Origin of the sequence: Butyrivibrio sp. AE3006, from assembly GCF_000424165.1 — a bacterium.
In the GTDB taxonomy this organism is placed as follows: Bacteria; Bacillota; Clostridia; order Lachnospirales; family Lachnospiraceae; genus Butyrivibrio.
On record NZ_AUJJ01000024.1, the window covers coordinates 30,723 to 45,049 of the forward strand.

Consider the following 14,327-nt stretch of genomic DNA (forward strand, 5'->3'; position numbering starts at 1 on the left):
CATTCAATAAATTACAGCGACTCGACACTTTTTTATCTATTCCGCTGTAATTTGAACTCATTCCATTCAATAAATTACAGCGGCTTGATACTTTTATTCTTTCCCGCAGTAATTTAAGCTCACTCCATTCAATAAATTACAGCGGCTTGGTTCTTTTCATTCTTTCCCGCTGTAATTCACTCTATTATCACTCAAAAAAATTCATCCATAATAGACCTAATAATCTGAGCGATGTTTAACCAGGAATCTTAGAGATCTTCCTGTTAACTGTTATAAAAACGAGTTGTACATTTTCTCATCACCGATGGTAGTAAAACCGCCGTGCCCAGGATAAACTACAACATCATCCGGCAAAGTGAAAAGTTTTTCGTGGCAGGATCTCACCAGGGTACTCATGGAGCCCCCCGGGAAGTCAGTTCTTCCAACTGAGCCCTCAAAAAGCGTATCACCACTTATAAGAATCTTGTCATCCTCAAAATAAAAACAGCAGCTTCCTTCTGTATGTCCGGGAGTTGCTATGAGCTTGAACTGTAGCCCCGCTGCTTCGCAAAGAGCCCCATCCCTCAGAAACTCATCCGGCTTAACAGTAAGATTCATGCCATAGGCTGCAGACAAATTGTACTCAGTATCCTCGCAGAGCTTCTTCTCCTCTTCATAGGCATACACTTTGGCTCCCGAAAGCTCAGAAAGCTCCTTCACTCCGCCTATATGGTCAAAGTGTGCATGAGTAAGATAGATGGCGTCCACCTTAAAGCCTCTGTCTGTCAAAGCTTCGTAGATTTTATCGCCATAATCCGCAGGATCAAAAAACACCACAGGAGTGGAATCGTCATATTTTACTCCCGGCTTGTGCTCTCTGCCATCCTCTTTATAAACAAAATAGCAGTTAGTCTGCACCATACCAAGGAGCATCGAACCAACTGCCGCTTTTCCTATCTCTTTATTATTCATTTGAATTCCTCGTAGTAACATATAACTCTTCGGAACCGCAGCAAAATCTTACTGCAATTCCGAAGCTATATCTTATTCGCAAGTAGATTGTACCAACAATATCAAAAGCATCAACCGGTAGTTCTCTCTATGTCGATAACACTTTCGATATTTCTGATCTTATCAACAATCTCAAGAAGCTCTTCTCTGCTTGCTACCTGGAATGCTGTTTCCATGGTTGCAAGTCCCTGCTTACTGGTGCGGGTATTCATAGAAATAATATCCACATTCTTCTCAGTAAGAGCCCTTGAAACATCAGCCAGAAGACCTGATCTGTTATTGGCAAATATGTTGATAGTTGCAACATATTTTTCTCCCGGAGCACGTGCTTCCCATCTGGCTTCAATTAGTCTTGTGCGGTCTTCCTTCTGCATGGCTGCAACATTCACGCAGTCTCTTCTGTGAATTGATACGCCGCGTCCTCTCGTAACAAATCCAACAATCGGATCGCCGGGAACAGGATTGCAGCACTTTGAAAAACGAACCGCAACGTCATGGATGCCTTTAACGATAATGGCATTTCCACTGCTTGAAACCCTGGGAGTTACACTGCTCTCTGCGACAGCAGCAAGAACCTCCTCATCGGTCATGTTCTTCTTGTTGTCCTTCTCATAGAGCTCCAAGAGTTTATTGACAACCTGTCCTTCTTTTAATCCGCCGTGACCTACAGCAGCAAGAACAGCATCCCAGCTGTGGAAGCCGTATTTCCTGACTATAAGCTCCTGGTACTCGTTCTTCATTATGCTGTAAAGATCGATACCCTTTGCTCTGCAGTGTTCAAGAAGAAGTTCCTTACCTTTGTTGATGTTCTCTTCCTTGAACTCATTTCTAAACCACTGATTGATCTTATTCTTGGTAGACGTACTGCCAACAATACTGAGCCAGTCGCGGCTTGGTCCTTTGGAATTCTGGCTGGTAAGAATCTCAATTCTGTCACCGTTCTGAATTCTGTAATCGATAGGCACAAGCTTGCCGTTTACCTTAGCGCCGATCATCTTGTTACCGACAGCGCTGTGAATTGAATAGGCAAAATCAATTGGAGTCGATCCCGCAGGAAGATTCTTAACTTCACCGTTAGGAGTAAAGCAATATACATCCTCTGAAAACAGGTTAAGATCGCTCTTAAGAAGATTCATGAATTCCTGGTTGTCTGACATATCCTGTTGCCATTCAAGAATCTGTCTGAGCCATGTGAGCTTCTCTTCTTCCTGTCCTTCTGCATGCTTACCATCGGATGCTTCCTTATACTTCCAATGAGCTGCGATACCGTATTCAGCAGCACGGTGCATATCATAGGTTCTGATCTGAATCTCAAAAGGCTGCCCGGATGAACCAATAAGTGTCGTATGAAGAGACTGATACATATTGGGCTTGGGCATTGCTATATAATCCTTAAACCTTCCGGGAATAGGCTTATACATCTCATGGATAACACCCAAAGCTGCATAGCAGTCCTTTACGGAAGCTACTATTATTCTGACAGCAAAAAGATCATATATCTGCTCCAGGTTCTTACCCTGATTATGCATCTTCTTGTAAATACTGAAAAAATGCTTAACTCGGCCGTTTACATCACCCTTAATACCCGCAGCATCTATGTGATCTCTGACTTCCTTACAGATCTCTTCAACGTATCTCTCGCGCTCAATCTTTCGCTGAGCAACTCTTTTAACCAGATCGTAGTAAATATCCGGTTCAAGATATTTAAGAGAAAGGTCATCCAGCTCGATCTTAATCTTGCTGATACCAAGTCGTCCTGCGATGGGCGAATAAATATCAAGAGTCTCCTGCGCAATTCTCTGCTGCTTCTCAGGAGGCATGTGCTTAAGCGTACGCATATTGTGGAGTCTGTCGGCAAGCTTAATCAGAATAACCCTGATATCCTTTGCCATTGCAAGGAACATCTTCCTGAGATTCTGTGCCTGCATCTCCATCTGATCCGGAGTCTTATTTACATAATCTCCTGACAGCTCAAGGAACTGCAGCTTGGTAACTCCATCAACAAGAAGTGCAACATCGGCGCCAAACTGCTCCTCCACCTGCTCCTTGGTATAGATGGTATCCTCCACCACATCATGAAGGAGGCCTGCAGCAATTGTTTCCTTATCAAGCTCGAGATCAGCAAGAATAATGGAAACGCAAAGCGGGTGAATAATATAAGGCTCACCTGACTTGCGTCTCTGCTCCTTGTGAGCTTCGTACGCTGCCTGATAAGCCTTCTCAATAAGCGTGATATCATCGGATGGGTGGTATCTGCGGACGCGACTAATAAGCCCTTCATAAAGGGCTTCCGGTGATTGGAACTCATCTATCGCTTCTATTTTTCCATCATCGAAATCAGTCTGTCCCATCTTTCCTTACCATCCTAATAGTTAAATTTCTGCTGCGCTGCTGATGTCTGACTACGCAGCACTGATAATATAATATTAAAAATTATTTGCCTTCGTAAGCAAGTGCTGAATAAAGCTTGTAATCGCCAAGAGCTGCTCTGCCGTTAAGTCCCTTAAGCTCCATGAGCACAAGAACACCTGCAACCTCGCCGCCAAGTCTCTCGATCATCTTGATCATAGCCTTAATAGTACCACCTGTTGCAATAAGGTCATCAACGATGATTACCTTCTGACCGGGCTTAATGGAATCCTTGTGCATCTCAAGTGTAGCTGTGCCATACTCGAGCTCATAATCCTCAGAAATGGTCTCGCAGGGAAGCTTACCCTTTTTGCGGATCATTACAAAGCCCTTCTTAAGGTTGTAAGCAAGTGCTGTACCAAAAATAAATCCTCTGGACTCTGCACCTACAACAACGTCAAAATCAACGTCCTTTACAAGATTCTGCATCTCATCTATAGCAAGCTGAAGTCCGTCAGGATCCTGTACCACTGTTGTGATGTCACGGAACATGATGCCCGGTTCCGGGAAATCAGGTATAGTTCTTACATAATCGTCTAAAGTTTTCATTATTTATTACCTCTTCTAAAAAACACTCATAGATATAGTTTATAGTAGTGTTTCAATTAACCTTATAATTATAACACAATTTTACGCAATTAACCAAAAAAGCGCCACAAAAATGGCGCTTTTTGAAACTCATTCAAAAATACAGGCTTTATTCAAGGTTAAATGTGATGGTGTCTCCACCGAGAGTACCGATAAGCCCCAGTGTATCCACAGTTTTTACCTTGTCCTGATTCATCTGTTTAATGAGAACCATGTTCTGTTTTGCTCCTGCAGGAATGGTTCCGGCAAAGCTGCTAAGGTCATTATCAAGCATTGTCACATTGGTATATCCCACGTTTGTTCCGTTGAGAATTACCTGAAAATGAGGATTAGCCTTGACCATATCCACAGTGACATCCATTCCGCTGGTATTTATAAGCTTAAAATTCAAGACAAGAAGCTTATTTCCCTTTGTGGCTGTAATTGAGAAAACATCATTCTCATCTGCGTAAGAACCTACGACACTGTAGCCTGAATATGTAAGGAAAATACCCTTGGATATCTCCTGCCTCATTCCATCAACAGTTTCATCGGTCTCAGTAGTAAGAGATTCTCCCTCAGAGGAATCGTCTGTAGGAAGTGTTTCTTCAGTGGGCTGATCCGCAAGAGATTCCAAATCCTCTAAAGAAGCATCAGGGACACTTTCTTCCGTGGATGCACTATCTGATGCATCAGCCTCTTCACTTGAATCTGCTTCATCGGAAGCATCGGAGCTATCCGCTTCGTCTGAATTCTCAGCACCTTCAACGCCTTCTTTTAACTGATCCTCATATTGATTCAAAAGCTCATCAACATTATCATCTTCGCTGCCATCCTCAGATGATATATCAACCTTCACATCTCCATCTTCTGTTTCAGGCTCCGTGATATCGTCAGCCTGGGCAACCAACTCTTCATCTTCAGAGAGTTCCTCTGCACCTTCGCCTGCATCTTCTACAGTCCCATCTCCTATGGTCTCTGCAAGCTGAGCATCTCTTTCTGCCTTAGCAGCCTCACGCTCCTCTTTTTCTATCTGGTGCTGCATCTCCAAAGCGCTGATGGATGATAATCTCTCAACACCATTATTGGAGTACTTCATCAAAAGACCAACAGCATACTGTACCGTCTGGTTATACTCTTCCTCTGTCATCTCGGGAAAAGTAGAACCGCAGCCTGTAAGAAGCAGTGAAGCTATGCACCCCGCAGCTATTATTTTCATAAAACCTTTTTTACTCATAAACTGCCCCCTGTTATAGTTCTAAATGAGTTAAACGGTTTCAAGTTCAAACCAAAATTCCACTCCGTTATCGTAATTCCTTACACCATACTCCTGGTGCATGGATTCCATTATAGCTTTGACAATTGAAAGTCCTACACCGCTTCCGCCATATTCGCGGGTTCTCGCCTTATCAACCTTATAAAACTTCTCCCAAATATGATCTATGCTGTCTTCAGGAATAGGCTCTCCAGTATTAAATACAGATACTCTGACCTTCCCTTCCTTCTGCTCCAGCTTTATCTCAATTATGTTCTCTCCGTCAAGATGATTAAGGGCATTACTGTAGTAGTTCATAATCACTTCTTCAGTCTTAAACACATCCGCCCATACATACAAAGGCGTATAATCCGCCATCCTGACAGTGGCATTTTTCTGCTTCGTTAATATTTCGGCAGATTTCACGTAATTCTTTAGGGTCTGGACAATATCAAAGCGCTCCATCTTGACCACATCGTTACCAAATTCAAGCTGATTGAGGGTAAGGAGCTTCTTAACCAGGGTATCCATCTTGGACGCCTCATCCTTGATAACATCGCAGTAAAACTTCATGCTCTCGGGATCATCTATAACGCCTTCATCAAGGCCTTCCGCATACCCCTGGATAAGGGCAATAGGAGTCTTAAGCTCGTGAGATACATTTGATAAAAACTCTCTACGCATCTCATCTATTTCTTCCTTGCGGGCAATATCCTGCTTAAGCTCATTATTGGCAGTCTTAAGCTCTTTTATGGTAGTTTCAAGGGTCTCAGAAAGCTCATTAATATTATCACCAAGAATATCAAGCTCGTTTTTATTCTTTTCCTTGGAGTGATATTTTGCCTCAAAATTAAGATCCTTCATTTCGCTGGAAATATCACTAAGCTGCAGTATGGGCCTTGTAATTTTATTAGTCAGATAGATGAGCAGCACAGAACCTATGATAATTGCAGAGATTCCCACAAAGGTCATGAATCTGTTGAAAATTCCGATACTCTCTCTGATTCCGGCCAAAGCACATCTAACCATTACGATATATCCGGAATCTATGACTCCCCAGATTTCAAGATACTCGGAATTAGTTCTGCTATCCATCTCAATCTGAACCGTATAGGTATCGGTTTTCTCCAAAATATCCCTTTGTGATGGCACCTTTCTTCTCATGGTATCACCAATGAGATTCTCCCAAAGAACAGAAGCCATATAATCCGCATCGCTTGATGATGATTTAATCATCTGTGAATCCGCATCCAGAATAATGAGCTCTATTCCGTATCTGTCACAGATCTGCTGAAGCTCAATATCGTATTCTTCTGTTGTAAAGCTCCCATCATCCGAGGCATCATCAATGTTACTGTAGGCCTGTTTTACAACCCTAAGCTGATGGCTTAAATATACCCTCTCCAAAAATGCCTTATTTATCACAAGACACATAAAGATCATCCCTGCCATAACAAGGATAAATAATATGCTAAACTCAAGGCGCAGCGACCTGCGTACTTTTTTCTCACTTGCGTTTTTACTCATAACTGAATTTCATAGCTTCCTTATACTTACTGTTAGTATAATCTTACCACTTACATAAGCTCTTTTTCAGTTTTTTCACAATAAATTCACTATTTATCAATACTTTTTATACTTCTGTTTTTCAAAGAATTCATCTATATTTGCAATAAGTTCAGCAGGAGGCATGGTTTTCAGAAGATACTTCTCAGGCTTTAAGGCAAGCACATTCATAACGCTTTCCTTATCTCCTTTGACTGTCAAAAACATTACAGGAATACTGCTTGTCTCCGATTCGCTTCTTAGCATTTCAAGAACCTGCGGTCCTGTAGTAACAGGCATCTCATAATCAAGAAGTATCAGATCGACCTTGTTTTTAGCAAGAAAAGTAATGGCATTCATTCCGGAATTCACCATGAAAACCTGATATTTCTCAGAGAGCCAGCTTTTAATAGTCCTAAGCATAGTGCCATCATCATCAACTACAAGAATCTTCTTTTTCTGAAGTCTTACTTCTTCCTGCTCAACAACAGCAATCATCTGTCTTCCAAGCTCTTTGACATTAACAGGTCTCTCAAAAACCGCAGCAAGACGATCTCTTGAAACCTTCGCCAATATTTTTTCTATCTCATCGGATGAGCCAATGACGCTTACTGAAATATCATCCTCTACAGTCTTATCCTTCAGATATACGAAAAATTCAAGCATATCATCCACATTTTCAATATAAATGAGATACACCGAAGGCTTATCTTCCATTCGTTCTATCTGCGTGACATCGGGAATAGTTCTTATTACTTCAAATCCGCCCTCCTTTAGCTCATTTGCTATGGAAGTAACCATGAAGCTTTTTTCACTACCAATAAGTAATACTCTTTTTTCCATATTCTGCCCTCATATTTAGTAAACTCAGAGAATCTCCAATAGTGCATCCCTGTCTACAGCAGCCATCAGCTGCTTCACTTTATTGTATTTATCCTGCAAAGAAGCAGGTATACTGTAGCCTTCAAGCATCTTCATTATGCCATCTGCTGTATCAAAATCATAAGCTTCCAAAAGCTCTTTCATATCAGAAAAGGCATTTCCCAGTTCTTCTTCCGGAATCTCAGGCAGATTTTTCTTATCCTCAGTCTGTACTGCAGGCGCAAGTTTATCCTTATAGCTCCTGTATAGAACCAGTAATTCTCCGCTCTTATTCTCTATCTCTGACTGATTTTCATCATTGCCGCACTTCTCAAGATATGCCGCTTTTTCAGATAAATCCATAGCTCCGATTAGTCTTGCAGAGCTTTTAAGCGCATGAACCGCCACAGTGAAGTTTCTATAATCCTTTGAGGCGGCAAACGCTTCAATATCCGATGATTTTGAATCGATTGCCAGATAAAACTCATGAATCACATCATTGAGAATATCAAGGCTTCCACAGTTTTTAAGGGCCTGCTCATAATCCACACCTTCAAGTTTTTTGTACAGGTTTTCGCGCTGATCTTCCTCTTTCTTATTATCTGCCTTGCCTGCCTCTTTATCTGAGTTTTCGCCGTATCCCACATCCCCGGGATGCAGGACTTTTCCATCAGGAAGATATCGCTCAAGCATTTCCTCCAGAACAAGACCATCCACAGGTTTTGATAAATAATCATCAAATCCTGCCTTCAGATATTCTTCCTTTGCGCCTTCTCCCGCATTGGCTGTTAGTGCTATACACGGAACACCAAGGTTTTGATTTTGGTCCAGCTCCTTCATTGCGGCAAGAGTTTCTATTCCATCCATGCCGGGCATTCTGTGGTCGATGAAAATAGCATCATACTTTTTAGCTTTTACTTTTTCCAAAGTCTCAGGTCCGCTTTCAGCTGTATCCACCTGAATCTCCGTAGTTTTTAGCAGCCCCTTAACTACAGTAAGGTTCATTGGCGTATCATCTACAACGAGAATTATTCCATCAGGCGCTTTGAATTTTTCATGATACTTTTCAAGGCTCTGAAGATACTCTTTATACTTCTTTTTAAAATCGCCAATTTCTTCCCAGGATACAACCTCCTGTTTTACCTCGAATGAAAAATCAGAACCTTCTCCATATACGCTCTTTACCTCAAGCCTTGAATCCATAAGTGCAAGGAGCTTTTTGACAATACTCATACCAAGTCCTGTGCCCTCTATGGATCTGTTTCTGGTCTCCTCTATCCTCTCAAAAGGTGAATAAAGCTTGTTTATATCTTCTTCCTTAATGCCGATGCCGGTGTCCTTTACTCTAAAGCCCAGCATAATATTGATATCATCTACTTTTCTATAGCCAACTTCCAACGTCACGGTTCCTTCTTCCGTGTACTTAACAGCATTTGAAAGGATGTTAGTAACGCACTGCTTAATTCGTATCTCATCACCAATTAGCTGCGTAGGGAGCGTCTCATCAATATTCAGCTCAAGCTTAAGGCCCTTATCCTTAGCCTTTACATCCACCATATTTATCAGGTCATTTATGGTTGATCCCAGATGATACTGCACAGGAAGTATATCCATTTTTCCAGCTTCTATTTTGGAAAAATCAAGGATGTCATTGACTATACCCAGAAGCGAATTGCCTGCACTTTTCACATTGCTTGCATATTCTAAGATCTGATCATCCGAGGCTTCTCTAAGAATCATCTCATTCATTCCAAGAACTGCATTTATAGGAGTTCTTATCTCATGTGACATGTTTGATAGGAAAGAAGATTTTGCTTCACTGGCCTTTTGAGCAACTTCAAGTTCCTTCTCAAGCTCCTGCTCCTCCTTGATTCTGCCGATATAATCTTCAACAGAGTGCACGGTAGTCTTCATGGATTCATGCAGAATCTTTATCTCATCCCTTGAACCTACGATTATCTTGTCAACCTTATGTCCTACTTCCAGCTTCATGTCATCATCCGCATTGGCATATTCAAGCAAAAAATCCGACATGTTTCCAATAGGTCCACCAATAGTTACCTTAGTGAAAAAATTGGCAAAGGCCGCCATAGGTACCCCGACGCAGAGCATAAGAAGAATCATCTTTATATCAAAACCAAGAGCCACATAATCAAAGGTATAGTCCATATTCTGAATTTCAGACAGGAGCTTTTCTCTCTGATAGACTAATGTGCCTTTTCCTTCATTATCATTTGATTCAGCATCATCACCTGTTTCGACATCATTTATATCTGTGCCGGTACCGGTTTCTTCTGAAGCTTCATCGTCCAGAAGTGACTGCTCAATTGCTTCATTCCTCTTCATTCCTCCAACGAACATATCTTTAAGATCCGGGAACAAAACCATCATATAAACAGCAACCGCCAGACCAAGAACAAGCTCTACCGCTATCACAATAGTGGATATCTTTACACTCAGTCTGGTTTTCCTAAGATTTTTCTGAAGTTCCTTATTTTCCTTAAAGGCCGTGGTATAAGAAACGCCTATAGGAAATATGATCTTAAATATATCAGGGAGTTTTCCAAAAAGAAAATAACAAAAGACAGCGACAAACAGAATTGTCACCATATCTCGTGTGAAATAATCAATTATATTACCGATGTTTTCAAAATTATACTCGTTAGTCTTTATTACAGAAAGACACGCAAACTCAGCAAGTGAAGTGGCGCACAAAGTGCATAATGCCGCCACAATGGTCTTTTTTACTTTAGCAAAGAAACCGTACTGGGCAAAAAGCGCAAAGCATAAGGTCGCCACCAGATAAATTGCCATATTGTAGGCTCCGGTTGGTGACAACACAAGAGTCGTGACAAATGACATGACAAAGGAAATCATACCAATAAAATATCCGTACAATGCCCCTACCATAACGTACGGAAAAAGAGAAAATGTCAGATAAATATTCCCGTCCCTTGAAAACATGAAGGATTCAGAATTAACAGAGGCCTGAACACACAGAGTTGTCAGTCCTGCCCATACTAAAACTGATAAGACATTGCAAATAACTCGCAGTTTCTTCGTATTTTTCTCCATAATACCTCACCGGGAAGCAGTACCTTCAATAATAAAACATAGTTATTTACTTCTATCACACTTCGAATTTATACCCCATACCCCAGATAGTCTTTATGAGATCGCCCTTTTCTCCCATTTTTCCGCGAAGCTTTTTCACATGGGTATCAATAGTTCTTGCATCCCCAAAGTAATCATAATTCCATACGTTATTAAGTATTTTTTCTCTTGATAATGCGATACCTTTATTCTCGATAAAATAAGTTAGAAGCTCGAATTCCTTGAAGCTGAGTTCTATCTCTTTTCCATCGATCTGAACGCTGTGTGCTGCCTTATTTATAACAATTCCGCCTGCCTCGACAATATCCTCACTGGTGACCTGAGTGGTTCTTCTGAGGATTGCATCAACTCTGGCAACCAGAATCTTGGGACTGAAAGGCTTTGCGATATATTCATCTACGCCAAGTTCAAAGCCTTGAAGTTCATCCCTCTCTTCAGTCCTTGCAGTAAGCATGATGATCGGGACCTTGGAATATGCCCTTACCTCACGACAAACCTGCCATCCATCCATTTTGGGCATCATGACATCGAGGATTATAAGAGCTATGCCATTCTGGTCTTCAAAGAAAATATCAAGAGCCTTCTGGCCATCCTCTGCCTCAATTACATCGAAATTGCTTTTAACAAGAAAGTCCTTAACAAGCTTTCTCATTCTGGCTTCATCATCTACAACCAATATCTTTAATTTATCCATTTTATTCTCCATCTATTTCGGATCCATATTCTGTATCGTCCTGTATATTCAGATCCCTCTCTTTAATTCTGACTGCCTTCTCTCTTTCCTTTAAAGACTCCTCCCATTCAGCAAATCTGTTGGTAACATTCTGCTTATAATTGATTATATTATCAGTCTCTGACATGGCTGCAATCACAAACATGGTCACAACCAGCGCCACAAGAACTATATTCATAGCAATCAAAAGAGCCATGGCAAACTTTTTGTCCATTGGTGGCTTCTTTTTGGGCGGAGTAAAATATCGCTCCGGATGATATTCATCAGGAAGCTGCACATTGGTAATCTTAACTTCTATGGGAATAGGCGTAAGATCATCATCTGAAACTCCTGCCGCAATTAACTTTTCGCGAAGCTTTGCAAGGTACTCCCAGCCAACTGGCGTTGCGAAAATCTTGTTGGAAATAGCCTTCTCATAGACAGCCTCCATATCAGAAACCTTTGCAGAGGTCACCTTCTGTTTAAGTATGCCTATCTTCTTTTTATCCAGCTTTGCCTTTTCAGCGTCCTGGACTGATAAAAAGATATAGCCCTCCACGGTCAGTTCTTCGTCGGTTGGTCTGTTGTTAGCAGGCTTATTCTCTTCTGATTCCTTCGCAGTTTCTGCAGAACCGTTCGTTGCCTCAGAAGGACTCTCAGCGTTATCCGCCACAGGTTCACCCTGATTTTCTATATTTTCCAGTTTTACTAAAGCATCATCTGCCATACTCTACTCCATAAGCCGCGATAAATACGCTGACGCTTCTGGCCTTCATTCTCCAGTTAGGAACTGATAAGGGCTTAGGCCTGTTATAGAAATAATGTCCATCTTCTGCAGCTGTATCAACCACAAGTGTCCAGTAAGCGCCTTCCGGAGGTGTAGGAAGTGTGATCTGAATATCCTCCCAAAAGGAATTTACCGACATGATTACGATATCATCATGACCCTTTTTCCTTACAAATCCCGCATACATGACTGTGATAATCTTTGTATTGTCATTTATGTCGGTATTAAAAGGATTGTCCGTGAAAACAGAGATATGCGGAAGTCCACTGACTGCCGGCTTAAGATCTTTTCTGATTGCAGGATGCTTTCTCCTGAACTGAATCATATCTCTGTAAAAATCAAAGAATCCCTTGTTTTTGGTATGAAGTTCCCAATTAAGCCAGGATATCTCATTATCCTGACAATAGGCATTGTTATTACCAAACTGGGTATTGGCAAACTCATCGCCCTGAAGGATCATGGGCGTACCGCGGCTGCACATAAGAACAGAAATGGCATTTCTCATCATCTTAAATCTGAGGTTATTAACTTCCACATTATCAGTCTCACCCTCTGCTCCGCAGTTCCAGCTTCTGTTATCATTGGCACCGTCTGTGTTGTTCCATCCATTGGCTTCATTGTGTTTTTCATTGTATGCAAACATATCATAGAGGCTAAAGCCGTCGTGACAGGTAATGAAGTTGATTGATGAATCATAGCCGGCATAGTTATTGCCATACATATCCATGGAACCTGTAATACGTCTTACCGCATCAGGAGCTGCCCAGTAATCACCCTTAAGGAAGGATCTGATACTGTCTCTGTATTTGCCGTTCCATTCTGCCCATCTGCCCCAGGAAGGGAATGAACCTACCTGATACATTCCGCCAGCATCCCAGGCTTCCGCAATAAGCTTTACATCGCCAAGGAGCGGGTCAAAAGCAAGCCTGTGAAGAAGCGGTGGCTGCTCCATAGGTGCACCGTTTAAATCACGTCCCAGAATACTTGCAAGATCGAATCTGAAACCATCAATTTTATATTCTTCTACCCAGTAGTGAAGACAATCCACTATCATCTGCTGAACTATGGGATGATTACAGTTAAGTGTGTTGCCGCATCCGCTGAAGTTATAGTAATCACCATCGGGAGTAAGCATATAATAGATATTATTATCAAAGCCCTTAAAGGAAATGAAAGGCCCATTCTCATTACCTTCAGCAGTATGGTTAAATACAACGTCCAGAATAACTTCTATTCCATTCTCCTTAAGAAGCTTTATCATCTCCTTAAGCTCGAATCCTTCTTTATTATATTCAGTGTTATAAGCATAGCTCGTGTTTGGCGCAAAAAAGCTTACGGTATTGTACCCCCAGTAATCGAGGACTGTTCTGCCATTTACAGTTCTCATATCCCTGGTCTCATCAAATTCAAAAATAGGCATAAGCTCTACAGCTGTTACCCCAAGTCTCTTGAGATAATCAACCTTCTCCATTACACCCGCAAAGGTGCCTCGACACCTTACTCCTGAAGATTCATCCTTGGTAAAGCCACGAACATGCATCTCATATATGATGGAATCACTCATGGGCGTCTTAAGCCATGAAGCCTCTCCCCAGTCGAAATCATTTTTTACGACACGGGCATGATATGCCCCTTCGAATTTGGTAGCCTGCCCCCAAATCCTTTGTCCCACTACCGCTTTTGCATAAGGATCCAAAAGGACATGGTTGTAGTCAAAAAGGAGGCCCTTTCTCTCATCCCAGGGACCATCAACACGATATCCATACTCAAGATTCTCAATCTCAAGACCGAATACGATCATTGATCTAACTTTTCCTATTCTATATTCCTCAGGGAAAGTTATAGAAGCATAAGGTCTGTCTTCACCCCTATGAAATAAAAGCAAAGTAACCTTGGTAGCTCCATTAGAATAAACAGTGAAATTGACGCCATCAGGAAGAACTGTAGCACCATTCATACCATATAAACCGGGGCGCACACGAAAACCATTTATAATATCAACAGCAAGGAGCTGTCTGTTCTCTTCAGATCTTCGCATGTCAGCATGCCATAATCCCGGTACTGCATTTATTTTTGTTTTCTTATTA

General features: G+C 41.6%; 10 protein-coding genes. All 10 read right to left on the reverse strand.

What is annotated here, in order from left to right; genetic code table 11:
* Window positions 1-270: 270 nt before the first annotated feature.
* Window positions 271-951 carry an MBL fold metallo-hydrolase gene (locus tag G603_RS0112735; protein WP_051207837.1) on the reverse strand — a complete coding sequence of 227 codons (681 nt, stop codon included), beginning with the start codon at window positions 949-951 and terminating at the stop codon, window positions 271-273.
* A 110-nt stretch (window positions 952-1,061) separates the two neighbouring features.
* On the reverse strand, window positions 1,062-3,341 hold the full coding sequence (locus tag G603_RS0112740; protein ID WP_026670469.1) for a RelA/SpoT family protein: 2,280 nt from the start codon (window positions 3,339-3,341) through the stop codon (window positions 1,062-1,064).
* Window positions 3,342-3,423: 82 nt separating this feature from the next.
* Window positions 3,424-3,948 (reverse strand): adenine phosphoribosyltransferase, encoded by a 525-nt coding sequence (locus G603_RS0112745; RefSeq protein WP_026524258.1) that lies wholly within the window; start codon window positions 3,946-3,948, stop codon window positions 3,424-3,426.
* A 148-nt stretch (window positions 3,949-4,096) separates the two neighbouring features.
* Window positions 4,097-5,203, reverse strand: coding sequence for a hypothetical protein (locus G603_RS0112750; RefSeq protein ID WP_026670470.1), 1,107 nt, complete (start codon window positions 5,201-5,203; stop codon window positions 4,097-4,099).
* 30 nt (window positions 5,204-5,233) lie between these two features.
* The gene (locus tag G603_RS0112755) at window positions 5,234-6,748 is read right to left on the reverse strand and encodes a sensor histidine kinase (protein WP_026670471.1); all 1,515 of its coding nucleotides are present in this window, start codon (window positions 6,746-6,748) and stop codon (window positions 5,234-5,236) included.
* Window positions 6,749-6,844: 96 nt separating this feature from the next.
* Window positions 6,845-7,609, reverse strand: a complete 765-nt coding sequence (locus G603_RS0112760; RefSeq protein ID WP_026670472.1) for a response regulator — start codon at window positions 7,607-7,609, stop codon at window positions 6,845-6,847.
* A gap of 24 nt (window positions 7,610-7,633) precedes the next feature.
* Window positions 7,634-10,702 carry a response regulator gene (locus tag G603_RS21605; RefSeq protein WP_051207840.1) on the reverse strand — a complete coding sequence of 1,023 codons (3,069 nt, stop codon included), beginning with the start codon at window positions 10,700-10,702 and terminating at the stop codon, window positions 7,634-7,636.
* 55 nt (window positions 10,703-10,757) lie between these two features.
* Entirely contained in the window at window positions 10,758-11,435 is a 678-nt protein-coding gene (locus G603_RS0112770; RefSeq protein ID WP_026670473.1) for a response regulator transcription factor, read from the reverse strand.
* 1 nt (window position 11,436) lies between these two features.
* The gene (locus G603_RS0112775) at window positions 11,437-12,180 is read right to left on the reverse strand and encodes a hypothetical protein (protein WP_026524253.1); all 744 of its coding nucleotides are present in this window, start codon (window positions 12,178-12,180) and stop codon (window positions 11,437-11,439) included.
* Entirely contained in the window at window positions 12,170-14,278 is a 2,109-nt protein-coding gene (gene glgX, locus G603_RS20315) for a glycogen debranching protein GlgX (protein WP_035793163.1), read from the reverse strand. Before glgX ends, G603_RS0112775 begins: the two co-directional genes overlap by 11 nt.
* Between the last annotated feature and the right edge of the window lie 49 nt (window positions 14,279-14,327).

What these genes read in the sequence shown, in the direction of transcription:
- G603_RS0112770 (WP_026670473.1), bottom strand. Translation starts at nt 11,435, where the DNA reads ATGGATAAATTAAAGATATTGGTTGTAGATGATGAAGCCAGAATGAGA.
- G603_RS0112740 (WP_026670469.1), bottom strand. Translation starts at nt 3,341, where the DNA reads ATGGGACAGACTGATTTCGATGATGGAAAAATAGAAGCGATAGATGAG.
- G603_RS0112745 (WP_026524258.1), bottom strand. Translation starts at nt 3,948, where the DNA reads ATGAAAACTTTAGACGATTATGTAAGAACTATACCTGATTTCCCGGAA.
- G603_RS0112755 (WP_026670471.1), bottom strand. Translation starts at nt 6,748, where the DNA reads ATGAGTAAAAACGCAAGTGAGAAAAAAGTACGCAGGTCGCTGCGCCTT.
- G603_RS0112735 (WP_051207837.1), bottom strand. Translation starts at nt 951, where the DNA reads ATGAATAATAAAGAGATAGGAAAAGCGGCAGTTGGTTCGATGCTCCTT.
- glgX (WP_035793163.1), bottom strand. Translation starts at nt 14,278, where the DNA reads ATGCGAAGATCTGAAGAGAACAGACAGCTCCTTGCTGTTGATATTATA.
- G603_RS21605 (WP_051207840.1), bottom strand. Translation starts at nt 10,702, where the DNA reads ATGGAGAAAAATACGAAGAAACTGCGAGTTATTTGCAATGTCTTATCA.
- G603_RS0112775 (WP_026524253.1), bottom strand. Translation starts at nt 12,180, where the DNA reads ATGGCAGATGATGCTTTAGTAAAACTGGAAAATATAGAAAATCAGGGT.
- G603_RS0112760 (WP_026670472.1), bottom strand. Translation starts at nt 7,609, where the DNA reads ATGGAAAAAAGAGTATTACTTATTGGTAGTGAAAAAAGCTTCATGGTT.
- G603_RS0112750 (WP_026670470.1), bottom strand. Translation starts at nt 5,203, where the DNA reads ATGAGTAAAAAAGGTTTTATGAAAATAATAGCTGCGGGGTGCATAGCT.